We start from the raw sequence: 19,068 nt of genomic DNA, 5'->3' as shown, positions 1-19,068 counted from the left end.
TCGAACAAAGGTGCCGGATCGTTAAATTGTGCGGCAATTCCGGAACGGGATCGCAATTTCCTCTTGTTACGAAGAGCTAATACAGGGCTTTGGGGGCCGAATTGCAGATCAGAGACAGTGCGACTTCGATGCCGGCGGCAAGGGACGTTCAGTCGACCGCTTCGCAGCCGCATTCGGCGGAATCTCGGCGCATCATGAATGACGTGGCCGCGGCCAGGACCACGGCGATGTCGGCGCTGAACAACGACCGCTTCCGCGTCATGCTTGAGCAGATCACCGATCCCGGCGCATCGGGTACGCTGATGACCATGGGCGGCGGCGCCGGCAGCACCGGCACGGATTCCAAGACGGCGCTGTCGCGCTACGCTGAAAACAGCGAATAATTCCAGATCGATATCAGGCTCGGCTGCGGCGACGTTCGCGGCGGGCTTCGCTGGTCTCGGCGGTGTTTTCCGTCGCCACCTTGTTGCGCATCGGGCCGATGCGCCCGACGATCGTCTCGACGGTTGGGCGTTCGGATTTGGTGTGCGCGTCGAGCGCCTTGCGCATGGCGGCAAGGTGCTGGAATGAGGTGCCGCAGCAGCCGCCGACGATCTTGGCGCCGGCATCGACCGCCAGCCTGACATAGTCTGCCATCAGTTCCGGCGTGCCGGAATAGTGGATCTCGGTGCCACGGAATTCCGGGATGCCGCAATTGCCCTTGACGATGATCGTCGCCTCCGGCTTGGCCTCGGTCATGTCGAGCAGCGACGCCAGGATGTCGGAGGCGCCGACACCGCAATTGGCGCCAACGCCGAGCGGGTTTTGCGACAGCCCGTCGACGACGCCGTGGATGTCCTTGGGCAACAGTCCCATCATGGTGCGGCCGGCAGTGTCGAAGGAGCCAGTATAGGTGTAGGGCAGGCCGACGCGGATGGCGGCTTCGGCCGCGGCGCGGATTTCGTCCGGCGCCGACATGGTCTCGATCCAGGCGACTTCGGCGCCGCCTTCCTTCAGACCCTCGATCTGTTCGGCGAAGGCCTCGACCGCCTCGTCATAGGTCATGGCGCCGAGCGGCACCAGCAACTCGCCGGTTGGGCCGACCGAGCCGGCGACGATGACTTTCCTGCCGGCCTTGTCGGCAACAGCGCGAGCGATCTCGGCGGCGCGCTTGTTCAACGCATGGACGCGGTCCTGCGCATGGTGCAGCTTCAGCCGGTGGCGGGTGCCGCCGAAGGAATTGGTGAGGATGATGTCGGCGCCGGCATCGACGAAATTCTGGTGCAGGCTGGTGATGGTGTCAGGCGCCGTCTCGTTGAGCAGTTCGGGCGCCTCACCGGCTTCCAGACCCATCGCGAACAGATTGGTGCCGGTGGCGCCGTCGGCGAGCAGCACGCTCTTTTCAGCCAGCAATGCGTGGATGGGATTGGTCGCGGTCATCGGATCGGCTTTCAAATCTTCGAATGGAATAAGGATATAAAGAAGTCTTTATGTCTAGTCAATGTGTTTGCGGCCCGCGGTCGCGGCGCAAACGCACCTTCCGGGGTTGCTGGCGATCAGGCAGAACCTGATGGAAATGACGCGCCGGCCAGATTGCGCGCGAAGGCGGCTGCTTCGTGCGGGTTGACGTCGGCGGCGCGGATCAGATTGTCGAAATGCCGAGTCAGCGCCTGCACTGGCTGGGTGGCATTCAGCACCACATACATGTCGCCGACATAGATGGCGGCGCGGTAGGGGCCGAAGATGGTCAGCGGGATCGAGTAGCGCATGCGGCCGTCATAGAGAAACAGGCGGAAGGTCGGGTAGAGATCGTCAAGCAGCGTCGCCATATGGGCGAGCTGCTGCCGCCGGTCTGCCTCGGGAAAACGATCCCAGACGCCGAGGCCGCGGGCAAAAATCTCCAGCGTGTGGCGCGGCATGCAGACCTCCATGTCGGTCTCCGGGCGCCTGTTGTACTCGATGCGGTACTGGGTCTCGCTGGCCTGCGCCAGACGGCTGCGGTTGGTGATGTTGGCTTCGTAATCGACCAGCTGGCGTGTGCGCAGGAGATCGGGAATGCCGGCCGGCACATAGCGGATCTTGGTGCCCGCGGCTTCCGCAAACCATTTGGCCAAGAGCGTGCGGTCGAAACCGTCGGGCGCCTCCTCGATCTCCAGGCTTTCGCGGATTTCGCCGGTGACGCCTTCGTCCTGGCTCAGCCCAAGCAGCCAATCCAGAGACACTTTGAATTCGGCGGCGATGTTGAGCAGCGTTTCGGCGCGCGGCAGCCGCGTCGAAGCGCCGGACATCAGTTGCGACAGCGCCGACCGATCGATGCCGACTGCTGACGCGAAGGCCGACTGGTTGAGGTCGGATCGTGTCAGGAGCAGCTTCAGACGCTCCCGAAAGATGGCTGACAGGTCCCGTTTGTCCACTGTTCGTCTCCGCGCTCTTTGAGGAAAAATTTGCGCCAGAGCCGTCGAATCAGGGCTCCAGGCGTAAATAAATCCCTAAGGTTGTTTACAATGTGTAACATGTGCGGTCAAAAATGCGCAATCGCAACATTTTGTACACTTTGTCTCGTTGAGTGGAATCGCTTCTCCTGACACTATGCTGTCAGGAGCCAATTGGGGTTCCGGCGACTGAAGGACAGTGGTCGATAGCATGGCAGACAAGAGCATCAAGCGACGCAACGCAGCGGCCATCGAATGGCCGACCGTGGTCCTCGCTTTCTTCTGTTACGGAACATGGGTTGCTGTCGGTCTGCTGTTCTGGCCCTCTTATCCGATCCTGGCTCTCATTCTCCTCGGCTTCATCCTGGCCCTGCAGTCGTCAATCATGCACGAAGTGCTGCATGGCCATCCGACGCGCAGCGCGCTGATCAATGAAGCCTTCGTCTTCCTGCCGATCGGCCTGGTCTGGCCGTTCCGTCGCTTCAAGACGCTTCATTTGCGCCACCACGCCGACGAGCGACTGACCGATCCGCTCGACGATCCCGAGAGCTATTACCAGGCGCTGTGGATGCATGACGATCTGCCGCCGACGATGAAATTCCTGCTCAAGATCAACAACACCATGGTCGGCCGTTTCTTTCTCGGCCCCTGGTTGTCCTGCATCGGTTTCTTCATCGACGACGCCAAGCACATGATTGCCGGCGACAAGGTGATCGGCAAGGCATGGCTGCTGCATGCGATCGGTCTCGCCATCGTGCTGCCGGTCGTGCAGTTCGGCTTCGGCATTCCCGTATGGCTCTACATTCTGGTGCCGGTCTGGCTCGGCCAGTCGCTGATTGCTGTCCGCACCTTCGCCGAGCATCAGTGGTCCGAGCACCCGGAGGGCCGCACGGTGATCATCGAGCGCTCGCCGCTGTCGTTCTTGTTCCTCAACAACAATCTGCACTTCGTCCATCACAAGACCCCGACGGTGGCCTGGTACAAGCTGCCGAAGCTGTTTCGCGACCGCCGCGACGAGTGGCTGCGGATGAACAATGGCTATGCCTACCCGAATTATTTTGCGCTGATCAAAGCCTACGCCTTCAAGGCCAAGGAGCCGATCGTGCACCCGGTGCTGCGCCGCCAGGCCGAGCCGGGCAGGGCGTTCAAGCCGCGCGTCAGGGCGCGCAGCATTAGCGGGCTCGGCAGCGCGCCGGTTCCCGCCGAGCCGCCAAAGGAATAATTTCGGGGCATCCCAGGACCCGTGTCGGCCAATTCTGGTTGGACGCCGCGTTTTTGCGATCCTTTCCTGAGACATGATGATTGGGTGTCGGCATGAGTGACTTGGTTGCGGCTTTGCCGATGTATGACTGGCCAGAGGTGCGCGACGAGGTCGACGCGCAATGGGCAGGATTGCGCGAGGCGTTCAGGCAAAAGGGCATCGATGCGCCGCAGGCTATCGTGCGCCGCAATGGTGACCTGCCGCAGGTGCCGGGCGGCATCCACGACGCCGAGGGCAGACTTATCGCGCCCGATCCGGTAACGCTGCCGCCGAACGAACTCGACTATCACCAGCTCTGGCTGCATCCGGCGCTGCTGTTCGCGCAGACCTGCTGGGGGCCGATGGAGCTGGGCCTGTCCAGGCAGGTGCAGGTGATCGGGCAGCCGAGCTACGACGCTTACGAGGGCGGTCAGGGCGAACTCTATTCGAGCGCGCTGGTGATGCGGACAGGCGAGGGGCCACAGGTTCGGTCGCCTGCGGCCGGCAAAGCCTTGCTGCCGCTCGATCTCATGCGTGGCAAGCGCTTCACCTTCAACAGTCTCGATTCGATGTCGGGCGTCATTGGGCTGACGCGAGACCTGCAAGCGGCCGGCGAAAGCCTCGATATCTTCTCGTCGCGCAGCGAGAGTGGCGGCCATCGCGGTTCGATCGTCGCGGTTGCCGAGGGCAAGGCGGATATCGCCGCGATCGACTGTGAGAGCTGGGCGCTGGCGCAGCGTTTCGAGTCAGCGGCACGCAAGGTCGCTGTTGTCGGCTGGACGGCGCGGCGCAAAGGCCTGCCCTACATCACCGCCATGACGACGCCGGAAAAAACAGTCAGGGCGCTGCGCGAAGCCCTGGCCGGTCTAGCCGAGCAGCCTCGCATCCAACGGATAGGTTGAAAGCTGCTCGTTGCCGGCAGCGGTGATCAGGATCTGCTCCTCGATCTTGACACCCTCATGGCCGCCAAGCCTGCCGATATAGCTTTCCACGCACAGCACCATGCCCGGCTCCAGCACGCCGTCAGGCGTGCCCGGCGTCCAGTCGCTGGCATGCGGCAGGGTCGGATATTCGTCGGCCAGACCAACGCCGTGATAGAGCACGCCGTATCGGGTCTGGAAGCAATCTCCCGGAGGCACCACGGAGCGTTCGACCAGGTCACGGAAGGAGATGCCGGGCTGCATCAGTTGCGTGTTGTGGGCGATCTGATCGGCCGCGATGCGGAAGAGGTCACGCTGCTCGTTCGACGGCCTTTCGTCGCCGCAAAGGAAGGTGCGTGAGAGATCGGCGCAGAAGCCGTAGGGGCCGATCAGGTCGGTGTCGAAGGCGACGAGATCGCCTGCTTCGATAACGCGTGACGAGCATTCCTGGAACCATGGATTGGTGCGCGGCCCCGACGTCAGCAGCCGGGTTTCGATCCATTCGCCGCCGCGCGCAATGTTGCCCCGATGCAACTCGGCCCAGAGTTCGTTTTCGGAAATGCCCGGCTTCAGCGCCGCTTCCATCTCGCCCATCGCCGCCTCGCAGGCGACGATGGCGCGGCGCATGGCGAGGATCTCGTCGGGCGACTTGATCAGCCGCGCATTTTCCATCACCGCTTCGCCATTGCCGATGGCAATGCCGAGGCGGGCGAGTTCCTCGACGCCTTCGGGATTGATGTGGTCGACGGCGATGCGGCTGTTGCCGCCGCCATGTTGCCTGACCAGATCGGCGATGCCGGCCGCCCAGCGGCGGACTTTCTGCTCGGTCAGCTCGCCGCCATAGAGATACATCCACGACACTGCCGGCCGCACCTCGTCGACGACGCCGGAATGGTCGGAGAGATGCTCGCAGGAGAAATAGTCGAACAGCACCACCGGTCCCTCGGTGGCGACGAAGCAGTGGCGGGTCGGGTTGTGCGCGACCCATAGCTGCATGTTGGTCGAATCGGTGGCGTAGCGGATGTTGACGGGGTCGTAGAGCAGGGCGCCGGCATAGCCGCGGCGCTTCAGCTCAGCGCGGATGCGCTCGAGCCGGTATTTACGCATCGCTGGCAGGTCGGGTGCTGCGATGCCTGCCGCTTGCCATTCGGACTCAGCCAGCGCGCCATGGCCCAGCACGTGCTGGTTCAGCGAAGCCGCCTTCTGGCGCGAGGCGTCGCGCAAGGCCTCGACCGAGCCCGGCTCGAACGGCATGATCTTGCGGTGACGACCGAACCCCTGCTTCTCCACCCGAGGCCTCCCTGCTGATGTTATTGTGGTGCTGCGCCTGCCGCGGTCGCCACCTTCTTCAGGCGCGTGACGGTGACAGTGCGGGTGGGCGGGTCGCTGCCGAACAGCATGGGCACGGCCAGCTGCTGCGGCGGTCCATCCGCTGCGTAGCCGGCCTGATCCAGCAATTTGAGGATACCTTCGACCCCCACCCTGTCGTCTGCCGTGACGAACACCGCCGGCTCTTTCAGCAATTGGCCGAAGTTTGGCAATTCTCCATCGAGGACGACGAGATCGGGGTCGACCAGGCGCAGATTTCCCAACCAGTGCCAGCTCGATACGGTGGTGCGGATCGGTCCGTTTGCCGTCAACTGGCTGTAGAGCGTATTGTAGTCGACACGCACGATGCTGCCGCGGCTGTCGCCGCCATTGAGGTGCGCGTACCAAGTCACCGGCAGCACCAGGATGGCGAGCGTCGCGCCGACAAAGACGATGACGTCCTGCACTTTCCTGCCCTTGTCGCCCCTGGCGTCCATACGAAGGGCGAGTGCGACAGGCAGCAAGACAAGGATGGGGAGCATCCAGCGATCGCGAAATTCCGTCGCGCCGCTCGCCAGGACGAGCACGATGGTGATGGCGAGGGCAAAGGCGATGGTGCGCCACACCAGTCTTTCGGGCCAGGGGGCCGGTTGCGGGGTCGGCGCGGGCCTCTTCCATGCGATGAGGAAAGCCACTGCGAATATACCGACCGGCAGCAGGGCGAAAAACAGGATCGCCCTGCCCAGCCCGCTTATTCCGTCGAATGCGGTCTGTATCACCCCGCTTTCCCTGGCCGCGCCGAAGAAACCGCCGCTATGCGACAGCAGTTGGTCGGTATGCGTCAGGCTCCAGTAGAGCGTCGGCAGGCAAAGCACCACAGCCACCGCCATGCTGATCAAAAACTGGCGGTTGAGGATCACGCCGCGTGTTTCGCGCAGCGAAAGCGTCGACAGGATCAGCGCGGCGAGAAAAATCACATTGTTGTATTTCGACAGGATCGCGGCAGCGATAGCCACACCGAAAAGCACATAAGCTAAGAGCGATCGGCGTTGCACCAGTTCGACGAGCGCTAGAAACAGCACCACTGAAAAACAGAAGGCGGCAATCGAGTGGGTGAGGGCATGCTGCATCTCCCACACCATCTGCGGAAACAACAACAGGCCGAACATGGCGGCGGCGCCAGCCCGGCTGGAATAGCCGAGACGGCGGACAGCGATGAAAGCCGACGCCAGCGCCACGCCGATCAAAAGATACTTCACGATCTTGAGCGCGAGTATATTCGTCCCGACCACGCCGGCGACGAGGCGGGCAAGCCACGTATAGAGCGGCGGCTGCGAGCCGCCATAGCCGGCCCAGAGGTAATGCATGTACATCAGCTGTTCGGAATCGTCGACGCCGACGCCGGTTCCCACGATGTGGGACAACAGCGCCATCACCACGATCTGGACAAGGCAATAGACCGCGAGACAGACCAGCGCGGCGTTGAAGGGACCGACCTTGCCTTCGCACAGCCAGTCCGTCCATTTCTCTAGATACTGCAAGGGGATCGTCTTCTCATCGAGGGAAAAGCCTGCGGCCACCGCCGATGGCCCCTTACACGATCTCACGCACGCTGTCGCCGATATAGAGCGGTTCGGCGTTACACGGAACCGCCCCACCGCTCTATATCTTTATGTTTCTACGCAATTCCGGACGGAAAACCGCTTCACACTTTTCCTGGAATTGCTTTAGGTCCGCATCTTCTCGCCGCTCGGATCGAAGGGCGCCTCGACATTGATGCGGGCGGAACGCCGATGGCCGAGGATCTCGATCTCGAACAGGCCAGCACTTTCGTCCTCGGCAAGCGCAGCCGGCACATAGCCTTGCGCCATCGATTTCTGCACGGAATGCGCATAGCCGCCCGAGGTGACCCAGCCGACCACCCGCCAGTCGCCATCGACGATGCCGCGCACGGCCGAAGCCCCTTCCGCCGCTTTCGAGCCGCGGACTTCCTTGCCCGCTGTGTCGAAGCGCGGCGCGCCGTAACCATGCGGCTTTTCAACCGTGCCATAGTCCTTGCTGACCTTGGCCCAGATCGGCTCGTCACCCATCACATCCGCATCGGTCGCATCGACGATAAACGAGACGCGGCGCAGCTTCGGCCCTTCCGCCTGTTCCTTGGCGGCGGCCTCGCGACCGATGAAGTCGTTCTTCTCCAGCTTGATGAAGCGGTCCATCGAGCCTTCGAACGGCCCGTAGATCGGCCGCAGCTCGCGGAACCATGTCGGGAAGTTCTTTTCCAGGCGCATCGACAGCAGCGCGCGCATGCCGAAATCGACCAGGCCGAACTCCTCGCCAGCGTCCTTGATGGCCTTGTAGACCAGACGCTGATAGGCCGGCGCCATCCAGATCTCGTAGCCGAGATCGCCGGTGTAGGTGATGCGGTTGACCATGCAGGGCGCGCCGCCGACCGCCATTTCGCGGAAGTCCATGAAGCGGAAGGCCTTGGTCGAGATGTCGACATCGACCAACTTCTGCAGCAGGTCGCGCGATTTCGGCCCGGCGATGGAGAGACCGACCAGCGTCTGGTCGAAGCGGTGGATGCGCACCGACCCATCCTTAGGCAGGTGCTTTTCGAACCAGCGCATATGGTATTTCTGCGCCGCGGACGAGCCCCAGATCATGAAGCGGTCCTCGCCGGCCTTGGCGATGGTGAAGTCGCCGATCAGCTTGCCGAATTCGTTGATCATCGGCGTCAGCACGATGCGGCCGATCTTCGGCATGCGGTTGGTCATCAGCCGGTTGAGGAAATCCTCAGCCGCAGGTCCCGACACTTCGTATTTGGCGAAGTTGGCGATCTCGGTGATGCCGACCTTCTCACGCGTGGCACGGACTTCCTCGCCGATAGGGCCGAAATCGTTGGAGCGGTGGAAGGAGACGATGTCCTTAGGCTCCTTGCCTTTTGGAGCAAACCACAACGGGGTTTCGAGGCCCCAGCTGTCGCCCATGACGGCGTTGTTGGCCAGCATGGTGTCATAGAGCGGCGTCGTCTGCGCGGGGCGCGCGGCTGGCAGTTCCTCGTTGGGGAAGCGGATGGAGAAGCGGCGCGAATAGTTTTCGCGCACCTTGGCGTTGGTGTAGCGCAGGCCGGCCCACTCGCCGAAGCGGGCGACATCCATGCCCCAGACGTCGAAGCCGGGATCGCCATACACCATCCAGTTGGACAGTGCGAGGCCGACGCCGCCGCCCTGGCTGAAGCCGGCCATGACGGCGCAGGCGCACCAGAAATTGGTCAGGCCCTGCACCGGGCCGACCAGCGGATTGCCGTCGAGCGCGAAGGTGAAGGGGCCGTTGATGATCTGCTTGATGCCGGCCTTCTCGATGCCGGGGAAATGCTTGAAGCCGATCTCCAGAGACGGCGCGATGCGGTCGAGATCCGGCGGCAGCAATTCATGGCCGAAGTCCCACGGCGTGTTGACCGGCGACCACGGCTTGCAGGCCTTTTCATAGGTGCCGAGCAGGATGCCGTTGCGCTCCTGGCGGGTGTAGATCTCGCCCTTGAAGTCGAGCACGCCGATCATCTCGCGGCCGGTCGACTTGTTGAACTCCTCGACCTCCGGCATCGGCTCGGTGAGCAGGTACATATGCTCCATCGCCAGCACCGGCAGTTCGACGCCGACCATACGGCCGATTTCGCGCGCCCACAGGCCGCCGCAATTGACGACATGCTCGGCATGCACCGTGCCCTGTTCGGTGACGACGTTCCAGGTGCCATCAGGCTGCTGGGTCAGGTCGACGACGCGGTTGCGCAGCACGATCTCGGCGCCGAGTTTCTTGGCTGCCTTGGAATAGGCGATGGTGGTGCCGGAGGGGTCGAGATGGCCTTCGACCGGATCCCACATGGCGCCGACGAAATTCGTCTCGTCCATCAGCGGGAACATCGCCTTGGCTTCGGAGGGTGTGATCAGCTCGGTGTCCATGCCGAGATAGCGGCCCTTGGCATGGGCCAGGCGCAGAAAATCCATGCGCTCCGGCGTATCGGCCATCATCACGCCGCCGGTCAGATGCAGCGAGCAGGACTGGCCGGAGATTTCCTCGATCTCCTTGTAGAGCTGGACTGTGTAAGCCTGGAGCTTGGCGACGTTTGGGTCGCCGTTCAGCGTGTGGAAACCGCCCGCCGCATGCCAGGACGAACCGGAGGTCAGCTCCGAACGCTCGATCAGCATGATGTCGGTCCAGCCGGCCTTGGCCAAATGGTAGAGAACCGAGCAGCCGACGACGCCGCCGCCAATGACAACTGCTTTGACGTGAGATTTCATACAGGTAGATCCGTTTTTGCGTAAATTGAATCAGGTGTTGGGTCAGCGGCGAGACAGACGCTGAGCGGCATCGATCAGAAATCGGTCGGCGCGCCGCCTTCGGAGCGGCGCTTTTCGACGAAGTCGTTGAGCTCTTCGCGGATCGCCGGGTCCATATAGGGTTCCTCGTAGGACGCCAGCCGTTCCTTCCACACCTTGTTGGCCTTTTCCAATGCGGTCGGAGAGCCGGCTTCGGCCCAGGTTTCGAAATTGCGCCAGTCGGAGAGGATGGGCGAGTAGAAGGCGTTCTTGTAGCGGTCCTGCGTGTGCTGGGTGCCGAAGAAATGGCCGCCGGGGCCGACAGACTGGATGGCGTCGAAGCCGAGCGCCTCTTCGGAGAGGTCGAGCGGGGTCAGGAACTCCGCCACCATCTGCAACAGGTCGATATCGAGAATGGTTTTTTCGTAGGAGCAGCGCAGGCCGCCTTCGAGCCAGCCGGCGCCGTGCATCATCAGATTGCCGCCGCCCTGGATGGCGCCCCACAGCGAAAACACGCTTTCATAGGCGGCCTGCGCGTCGACGGTGTTGGCGGCGCAGGTGTTGGAGGTGCGGTAGGGGATCTTGTAGCGGCGGGCAAGCTGGCCGCCGACCAGCTGTGCCTTCATGTATTCGGGTGTGCCGAAGGCCGGTGAACCGGACTTCATGTCGACATTGGAGGTGAAGCCGCCATAGCCGACCGGCGCGCCCTTGCGCACCATCTGGGCGAAGGCGATGCCGGACAGTGCCTCGGCATTCTGCTGCACAAGCGCGCCGGCGATGGTGACCGGCGCCATCGCGCCCGACAGGGTGAAGGGCGTGACGACGACGACCTGGCCCTTGCTCGACATCTGGATGATGCCTTCCATCATCGGCACGTCGAGCTTGAGCGGCGAATTGGTGTTGATGATGGTGAAGACGGACGGCTCTTCCAGCATCTGCTCGTGGCTGATGCCGCGCGCGATCCTGGCGATCTCGATGCCGTCGACGTTGCGTTCTTTGCCGAGCGAATAGATGTGAAACACCTTGTCGGTTAGCGTGGCGAGGTCGCGGATGCATTCGAGGTGGCGCACCGACGGGTGGATGTCGGTCGGCTCGACCGGATAGCCGCCGGTGCAGTTCAGGATGTTGTGCATCTGCGCCAGGCGCAGGAAGTTGCGGTAGTCCTGCTGGTTGCCCGGGCGGCGGCCGCGATCGAGGTCGGAGCAGTTCGGCGCCGAGGCCATCATCGACAGGATCACATTGTTGCCGCCGAAGCGGACATCGTGCGCCGGGTTGCGGGCATGCAGCGTGAATTCCGACGGGCAGTTCGAGATGAGATCGAGGATCATGTCACTGTCGAAGCGCACGCGCTCGCTGCCCGCGGTCACGTCGGCGCCATGTTCCTTCATGATGCGACGGGCTTCGTCATGCAGCACGTCGACGCCGATTTCCCTCAAGACGCGCAGCGAGGCGAGGTGGATCGATTCCAGCTCATCGTCGGAGACCAGCTTGGTCGGCGTCAGCGGGTTTCTCAACTGTCGGAAAGCCGGCTGTTCGAAGGCCGCCGAGCCGCCGGCGCGCTTGCCCGCACGGCCACCACGACGGGCGCGATCGGTTGCCAAAGGCGGTTCGGCTGGATGCAGGGCGGCGGTCATGATGGTCCTCGTACGATGCGGGTAGCGGGCGGCATAATGGACCGCCGGCTGTCCGGCCATTGCGGAGGCGGCGACCACTAGGACGAGGGAAGCGACATGCCGGAACGGCAGTTTGCGACAGATAGGACGCGTCCACTGGCCCTTGGCGCAAGGGGATTTCGGCGGCGGCCCTTCCTTTCGCGAATTCGAACCGCTAGCTCATGGTTTGCCGCTGAATGGTCCGGCAGTTCACATGGAAAGCAGCATGGCCGCGACCGGTTCGAGCGATGACGAAGCGGGGACGCAATGGGCAGCGCTTGCCGGTGTCACCGCGGCGCTTGCCATGTTCGGGGCCGCGCAAGGCTTGAGCTACCCTGTTTACGCTCTTGATGCAGCGGCAAGGCATGTCGCCGGCGCTGATCGGCCTTTCGGCGGCGATGATGCCGGTCGGCCTCATCCTGTCGGCGTCCTTCGTGCCGGCGGCCGTGCGGTTGTTCGGCGCCCGTAATCTCGCCGTCGGCTGTTCGCTGATCGGAGCGTTGTGCTTTCTGGGCATCGGCTATCGGCAGGATTGGGTAGCGTGGTTCGTCATCCGCTTTCTCGTCGGCGTGGTCATCAACCCGCTCTATGTGCTCGGCGAAGTGTGGGCGCTGTCGCTGGCGCCGCCGTCGCGCCGCGGCCGGGTCATGGGTGTGTTCAACGCGCTGATGGGCGCTGGCTATGCCGCCGGGCCGTTGATCCTGATCACTGTCGGCGCCTCGGGATGGCCGCCCTTCATTGCCGCGATAGCGGGCTTTGCGTTCTGTGCGCTGATCCTGCGCGCCGTGTCGTCGAAGCTGACCGGTTTCGAGGATGACGGTCAGCCCGCCAGCGGCCTTTTCGGCTTTGCCAGGCTGGCGCCGGCATTGCTTCTGGCGGTGCTGGTTTCAGCGGCGGTGCAGCAGAGCAGCTATGCGCTGATCCCGGTCTTCGGCGCCGGCTATGCGCTTCCCTAAGCAAAGCTCGCGGCGCTGGTGACGGCGCTGTCGGCCGGCAATATCCTTCTGCAGATCCCGCTCGGGCTGATGGCCGAACGTTTCGGCGGCCGGGCGATGATCGTCTTTTGCGCACTGGCGACAGCAGCGTGCGCGCTGTCGCTGCCGATGCTGATCACCACGCCGCTGGTCTGGCCGGTGCTGGTGGTGATGGGCGCGGTCGGTTACGGCGTCTACACCATGGCGCTGGTCGAACTTGGCAGCCGCTTCAAGGGAACTGTGCTGGTCGCCGGCAACGCCGCCTTCGCCTTGATGTGGGGCGCCGGCGGCATTGTCGGCCCGCCCGGCGCCGGCGCCTTGATGCAGGCCATCGGTCCGCTGGGTCTGCCCGTTGTGATCGCCAGCCTCGACGCGATGCTGGTGGCCTTCGCGCTCTACCGCTCGGTCAAGCGCAAAAGCCCCTGACAGGGTTTGGCTGGAGCAAACCGTTTTTCGCCGGGCAGGGCTTACCCCGACCAGACAGAGAAGCTAGTCCTGAAGCCTTTGTTTAGGTGTCGATGATGAACGTAGCGGAAGCTGAAAACGAGAAGATGCAGTGGGCGGCGATCACCGGCGTGATCGCGACCGTCTCTGTGTTCGCCATCGCGCAGGGGCTGTCCTATCCGCTGCTAAGCTTCATCCTGCAGCGTCAGGGCATTTCGCCGGCCATCATCGGCCTCTCGGCGGCGATGACGCCGATCGGCTTCATCGTTTCCTCGCCGCTGATCCCGGCGCTGGCGCGCCGGTTCGGGGCAGGGCGCACGGCGCTTACCTGCGCCGCCCTTTCGGCGGTCGTGCTGGCGCTGATCGGCTGGACGCAGAATGTCTATCTGTGGTTTCCGCTGCGCTTCCTGATCGGCGTGGTGACCAATCCGCTCTATGTCTTGAGCGAGATCTGGGTGATCGCACTCGCACCGGCATCACGCCGCGGCCGCGTCATGGGCGTCTATTCCACCGTCATCTCGGCCGGTTTTGCCGCCGGGCCGCTCTGCCTGCTCGCTGTCGGCACCGTCGGCTGGCCGCCATTCCTGGTCGGCATTTTCGCCTTCATCTTTTGCGGTGCCTGCCTTGCGCTGGTGCTGCCGCGCCTGCCAAAGGTCGACGAGGCCGGGCACCAGGTTTCGGTCATGGGCTTCATGCCGCTGGCATGGTTGTTGTTGTCGGCGGTGGTCTTGGCGGCGGGTTTCGAACAGGGCGTGTTGGCGCTGCTTCCGGTCTATGGCACTCACTATGGCATCGCCGAAGCCCGCATGTCGGCCCTGCTGTCAGCGATGATTGCCGGCAACATCGCCATGCAGGTGCCGCTCGGTCTCCTGGCCGAGCGGCTGACGGCCAGGCTGGTGCGGTTCATCTGCGTCCTTGCGACGGCGCTGGGCTGCGTACTGTTGCCGTTGCTCATCGAGACGCCGCTGATCTGGCCCTGCGTCTTTATCTGGGCGCGGTCTCCTACGGCATTTACACGATGTCGATCATCGAGCTCGGCGAGCGCTTTACGGGTTCGGCGCTGGTTGCCGGCAATGCCGCCTTCTCGCTGATGTGGGACGTCGGCGGCATCCTCGTCCCGCCGTTGACAGGCGGCGTCATGGATGTGATCGGCGCCTCTGGCCTGCCGATCACGCTCGGCGCGATCTGCCTGGCACTGTCGGTGGCGACGATCCTGCGCCGGCGCATGGTGTGAGGCAAAGCTGCGTGATGCCCTGACGTCACCATCTTGAATAAAACCGCCTGGGACGCGATGTAGGCAGGGCCGCCCGCCAATAGCTTGGAGACATGCGTGACCCAATCGACGACAAAACGCCAGACCGAGACCGCCGCCGAGGATAATTTCCTCTGGCTGGAAGATCGGACCAGCAAGCAATCGCTCGACTGGGTGCATCGCCAGAACGAGGTCACGGTCGGCGAACTGCAGGGCGATCCGTCCTACCAGGCGGCGTTCGAGACAGCGCTCGACCTGATGACGGCCGAAGACAACATTGCGGTCGGTGCCGCGCTCAACGGCCACGTCTATAATTTCTGGCAGGACAAGACCAATGTGCTCGGCCTCTGGCGCCGTACGACGGTCGCCTCCTACAAGACCGAAAAGCCGGATTGGGAGACGATCATCGACTTCGACGTGCTGTCGGCCAAAGAGGGGGTGAAGTGGGTGTTCAGCGGCGCCAGCCGGCTCTACCCCGACTTCAACCTTTGCCTGGTGGCGATGTCGCCGGATGGCGGCGATGCCAGCGAGATGCGCGAATTCGACATTGAAGCCAAATCCTTCGTCGAGGGCGGCTTCCGGGCTCCCGCCTCCAAATCCGGTTTTTCCTGGCTGGACAAGGATACCGTCCTTGTCTCGGCCGCATTCGAGGAAGAGGACAAAACCCAGTCCGGCTATCCGCGCGTCGTCAAGCTGTGGAAGCGCGGCACCCGCCTGGAAGACGCGACGCCGATCTTCGAGGCTGAGAAGCAGGATCTCGCGGCCGGCGTCGGGGTCGAATATGACGGCGACAGGCAGTATCTGTTTCTGGCCCGCGCGATCGCCTTCTTCTCCTCGCACAGTTTCCTGCGCCTGCCATCGGGCGAAAACCGGCGCATACCACTGCCGGACGATGTCACCGATACGGCCCTGTTCAAGGGTCGGTTTGTATTCAGCGTGCGCAGCCCTTGGACGGCGCCGGACGGCACTGAATGCTTGCCGGACGGCCTCTATTCCCTGGATTTCGAGCGCTGGATCGACACCGGCGACCTAGCTCCTGTCGAAACCATGCTTGCGCCGGCGCACCGCGTGTCGATCGCCGGCATTGCCCGCACGCAGGACCGGCTGTTCATCAACCTGATGGACAATGTGCGCGGCAAGGTCATCGTCGCCGAGCGCAAGGGGGAAGGCGGGTCGATCAAACCGGTCGCGCTGCCCGAAAACGGCAATGTCGGCATCGCACACGCCGAGCATTTCGGCTCCAGCGTTTCGTTCTCCTTCACCGATTTCCTGACGCCGAGCTCGATCATCTGGTCGGACGACGATGGCGAGACGCTGACGACCGTGAAGTCGCAGCCGGCGCGTTTCGATGCCGCGCCGCTGATTTCCGAACAGTTCGAGGCGCGCTCGAAGGACGGTACCATGATCCCGTATTTCGTCGTCAGGCGGCGCGACCAGAAGGGTCCGGTGCCGACGCTGCTTTACGGCTATGGCGGCTTCGAGGTGCCGCTGCTACCCGGCTATGCCGGCGTGCGCGGCAGGCTGTGGCTGGAAAAGGGCAATGCCTATGTGCAGGCCTGCATCCGCGGCGGCGGCGAGTTCGGACCGGCCTGGCACCAGGCGGCGCTGAAGGGCAATCGCCAGACTGCCTTCGACGATTTCGCCGCGGTGGCCGAAGATGTCGTCAAACGCGGCATCGCCACAGCCGGCTCGCTCGGCATCCAGGGCGGTTCGAATGGTGGCCTGCTGACCGGCGTTTCCCTGACGCAGCACCCCGAGCTGTTCGGCGCCGTCATCATCGAAGTGCCGTTGCTCGACATGCTGCGCTACACTGAACTGCCGCCGGGCGCCTCGTGGATGGGCGAATATGGCGATCCGTCGAAACCGGAAGAGGCCAGGTGGCTGGGCGCCTACTCGCCCTACCAGCATGTGTCAGCCGACGCTGCCTATCCGCCGGTGCTGCTGACGACATCGACCGCTGACGACCGCGTCCATCCCGGCCATGCCCGCAAGATGGCGGCGCGATTGCAGGAAGCAGGGCACGACAGGACTTTGTTCTTCGAGGAGACCGAGGGCGGACATGGCGGGCGCGGCGACCGCCGGCCACAGGCTGCACAAACGGCGATGAAATATGTCTTCCTGCAACGGGCGTTGTCCGCCAAAGCCTAGACCCTTCGTGGGCCAAGCAAAGGGTGGTTCACCTCGACCAGCCTTTGCTCTAAGGTGCCGGCCATGGCTCTCGTCAGGATCTTGGTTAGCGCCTTTGGGGCTCGCGTATTTCGGGTCGCGGTGACGCCGTCACCGCGCACGCTGCGCGCCGAGCTTTTGCGGCTTTGCGCCCGCATTGGCTATTCACCACCTGCCGTCCTCTGACGAATTCGCCCCGGCGTCGCCGGAATGATTTCAGAGGAAAGACCCAGACATGACCTATCAGAATTATTCGCTGAAGCAGCTTCAGCAGATCGACGCCGCGCATCATCTGCATCCCTTCACCGACCACAAGGAATTGCGAGAGGCCGGCTCGCGCATCATCACCCACGCCAACGGTCCGTTCATCTACGATGCAGATGGAACCGAGATTCTCGACGGCATGGCCGGGCTGTGGTGCGTCAATGTCGGCTATGGCCGTGACGAGCTGGCCGACGCGGCCTATGCGCAGATGAAGGAATTGCCCTACTACAATTCCTTCTTCAAATGCTCGACGCCGACGCCGGTGCTGTTGTCGAGGAAGCTGGCCGAACTGGCGCCCAAGGGCGTCGCCCAAGTGTTCTACGGCTCGTCGGGCTCAGAGGCCAACGACACGGCGCTCCGGCTGGTGCGCCACTACTGGGCGCTGGAAGGCAAGCCGGAGAAGAACCGCATCATCTCGCGCAAGATGGGCTATCACGGCTCGACAATCGCCGGGACGTCGCTCGGCGGCATGGATTTGATGCACAAGCAGCTCGGTGGGGCCGTTCCCAACATCGTCCATGTGATGATGCCCTATGCCTATGAGCTGGCGCTGCCTGGCGAAAGCGACCATGATTTCGGCCTGCGCGCCGCCAAGGCGGTCGAGGACGCCATCCTCGAAGCCGGAGCCGACAAGGTTGCCGCGTTCATTGGCGAACCGGTGATGGGAGCAGGTGGGGTAAAAATCCCACCAATGAGCTACTGGCCGGAAGTGCAGCGCATCTGCCGCAAATACGATGTGCTGCTGATGCTGGACGAGGTCATCACCGGCTATGGCCGCACCGGCGAATGGTTCGCCGCGCAGACCTTCGGCATCGAGCCCGACACCATCACCACCGCCAAGGCGCTGACATCGGGCTACCAGCCGCTTTCGGCACTGCTGGTCGGCGACCGCATCGCAGCGACACTGGTCGAAAAGGGCGGCGAGTTCTATCACGGCTATACCTATTCGGGTCACCCGGTGGCCTGCGCGGTGGCGCTGAAGAACATCGAGATCATGGAGCGGGAAGGTCTGGTCGACCGCGTCAAGAACGACACCGGACCTTACTTCGCCCAGGCGCTTCAGGAGCGCATCGGCGGCCACGAGCTGGTCGGCGAGGTGCGTTCGATCGGGCTGATGGGGGCTATCGAGATCGTCAAGAACAGAGCGACCAAGGAACGCTTCCTGCCGGCGGGCAGTGCCGCCGTTACGGTCCGTGACCACGCCATCGCGCAAGGCATGATGCTGCGCGCCACCGGCGACACGATGATCCTGTCGCCGCCGCTGATCTGGACGCGCGAGACGATCGACATGGCTTGCGAACGCATCGCCAGGGCGCTCGATCTGACGCTGGCGGATTTGCGCAAGAAATAGGCGAATCGATCGCAGGGGCGCGCTGCGATCAGAGCGCCCCTGGCAACTTCGGGACTTCAGGGAACGATAGCCGCCGTCGCGCGTAGTGTTCTCAGCCGGCAGGATCGGCTGCAGTTGAGGGGTTCATGAAAAAGATCACGAAGACACTGCGCACGCGAGGAGCGGGCGCCATAGGAGCCGACCTGATGCTGGCGCCATTGGTGATGGCCATGCGCCTGCCTCTGATGGCGGCCGATGCCCAAAACGGCAGAGGCCTTGGCTCCGAGACTGCACGCGCCATCAATGAGAAAGCCACGGCTGTTGCCGAAGGTGCGTTTGCCGCGCAAATGGCGCTATTCCAATCGGCGGCGCGCTTCTGGCCGGAGGTTTTTTCCGGCCGCACGCCATCGCTGTTCAACGGCATAGCCGTGGAACGGTCGATCAGTGCGGCGCTGAAGCCTGCCAGCCGCGCGGTGAAAGCGAATTTCCGCCGGCTGTCGTCAAAGGACTGATTAAGGCTTCGGCCTCACCTCTTTCCGACTTTGGCGTCGGGGTCAAAGCCGGTTTCCGGTTTTGCCGCGCCTGCGCTGGAAATATAATCGGACCACGCAGTAATAGTTCCTAGAAACGCAAAAACCGCGCCCCATCGGGAACGCGGCTTTGCCAGATACGCATGGCGTTTCGCCAACAAAACACTTGCGAAACTTACGGGCTCCGGTACGCGAGACCTGATCCGGAGCGCCGGGCGGATGCGATATGTCCGCCTCGCCATCCGTTGTATAGGCACATCG

The 19,068-nt window shown here is 63.3% G+C and carries 12 protein-coding genes and 2 pseudogenes; 8 read left to right on the top strand and 6 right to left on the bottom strand.

What is annotated here, in order from left to right; translation table 11 throughout:
* The first annotated feature begins 194 nt into the window (after positions 1-194).
* On the top strand, positions 195-383 hold the full coding sequence (locus JQK88_RS12445) for a hypothetical protein (RefSeq protein ID WP_246749816.1): 189 nt from the start codon (positions 195-197) through the stop codon (positions 381-383).
* 13 nt (positions 384-396) lie between these two features.
* Here JQK88_RS12445 and bmt read toward each other — a convergent pair whose 3' ends face one another.
* Together bmt and JQK88_RS12435 are read right to left on the bottom strand one after the other, a co-directional pair.
* On the bottom strand, positions 397-1,419 hold the full coding sequence (gene bmt, locus JQK88_RS12440; RefSeq protein WP_203278445.1) for a betaine--homocysteine S-methyltransferase: 1,023 nt from the start codon (positions 1,417-1,419) through the stop codon (positions 397-399).
* A 116-nt stretch (positions 1,420-1,535) separates the two neighbouring features.
* Positions 1,536-2,393, bottom strand: coding sequence for a helix-turn-helix domain-containing protein (locus tag JQK88_RS12435; protein ID WP_203278444.1), 858 nt, complete (start codon positions 2,391-2,393; stop codon positions 1,536-1,538).
* A gap of 229 nt (positions 2,394-2,622) precedes the next feature.
* Between JQK88_RS12435 and JQK88_RS12430 the strand changes: the two genes are divergently transcribed.
* Positions 2,623-3,633, top strand: coding sequence for a fatty acid desaturase (locus JQK88_RS12430; RefSeq protein ID WP_203278443.1), 1,011 nt, complete (start codon positions 2,623-2,625; stop codon positions 3,631-3,633).
* A gap of 92 nt (positions 3,634-3,725) precedes the next feature.
* Entirely contained in the window at positions 3,726-4,553 is an 828-nt protein-coding gene (locus JQK88_RS12425) for a phosphate/phosphite/phosphonate ABC transporter substrate-binding protein (RefSeq protein WP_203278442.1), read from the top strand.
* Here the strand turns inward: JQK88_RS12425 and JQK88_RS12420 are convergent.
* From JQK88_RS12420 to JQK88_RS12405, 4 genes are all read right to left on the bottom strand, one after another.
* Positions 4,518-5,825: a M24 family metallopeptidase gene (locus JQK88_RS12420; RefSeq protein WP_203278516.1), complete on the bottom strand. Its 1,308-nt coding sequence runs from the start codon at positions 5,823-5,825 to the stop codon at positions 4,518-4,520. The genes JQK88_RS12425 and JQK88_RS12420 overlap by 36 nt on opposite strands.
* 56 nt (positions 5,826-5,881) lie before the next feature.
* On the bottom strand, positions 5,882-7,420 hold the full coding sequence (locus JQK88_RS12415; protein WP_210328338.1) for an ArnT family glycosyltransferase: 1,539 nt from the start codon (positions 7,418-7,420) through the stop codon (positions 5,882-5,884).
* 186 nt (positions 7,421-7,606) lie between these two features.
* Complete coding sequence (locus tag JQK88_RS12410; RefSeq protein ID WP_192257499.1) at positions 7,607-10,177, bottom strand: GcvT family protein; 2,571 nt, start codon at positions 10,175-10,177, stop codon at positions 7,607-7,609.
* A gap of 74 nt (positions 10,178-10,251) precedes the next feature.
* Positions 10,252-11,829 carry a trimethylamine methyltransferase family protein gene (locus JQK88_RS12405; RefSeq protein ID WP_192257497.1) on the bottom strand — a complete coding sequence of 526 codons (1,578 nt, stop codon included), beginning with the start codon at positions 11,827-11,829 and terminating at the stop codon, positions 10,252-10,254.
* 244 nt (positions 11,830-12,073) lie between these two features.
* Between JQK88_RS12405 and JQK88_RS12400 the strand changes: the two are divergent.
* The 5 genes and pseudogenes from JQK88_RS12400 (at position 12,074) to JQK88_RS12380 (ending at position 18,789) form a co-directional block, all read left to right on the top strand.
* Positions 12,074-13,247 (top strand): annotated as a pseudogene (locus JQK88_RS12400) (MFS transporter).
* A gap of 95 nt (positions 13,248-13,342) precedes the next feature.
* Positions 13,343-14,499 (top strand): annotated as a pseudogene (locus tag JQK88_RS12395) (MFS transporter).
* Between the two features lie 96 nt (positions 14,500-14,595).
* Positions 14,596-16,665 (top strand): prolyl oligopeptidase family serine peptidase, encoded by a 2,070-nt coding sequence (locus JQK88_RS12390; protein WP_203278441.1) that lies wholly within the window; start codon positions 14,596-14,598, stop codon positions 16,663-16,665.
* Between the two features lie 253 nt (positions 16,666-16,918).
* Positions 16,919-18,298, top strand: coding sequence for an aspartate aminotransferase family protein (locus JQK88_RS12385; protein WP_203278440.1), 1,380 nt, complete (start codon positions 16,919-16,921; stop codon positions 18,296-18,298).
* A 125-nt stretch (positions 18,299-18,423) separates the two neighbouring features.
* A complete protein-coding gene (locus tag JQK88_RS12380) occupies positions 18,424-18,789 on the top strand; it encodes a hypothetical protein (protein ID WP_192257489.1) in 366 nt (121 codons plus the stop codon).
* Positions 18,790-19,068 lie beyond the last annotated feature (279 nt).

The sequence above is a fragment of the Mesorhizobium caraganae genome (assembly GCF_016836705.1).
GTDB classification, from domain to species: domain Bacteria; phylum Pseudomonadota; class Alphaproteobacteria; order Rhizobiales; family Rhizobiaceae; genus Mesorhizobium; species Mesorhizobium caraganae.
This window is presented reverse-complemented; position numbering and strand designations above follow the sequence as displayed.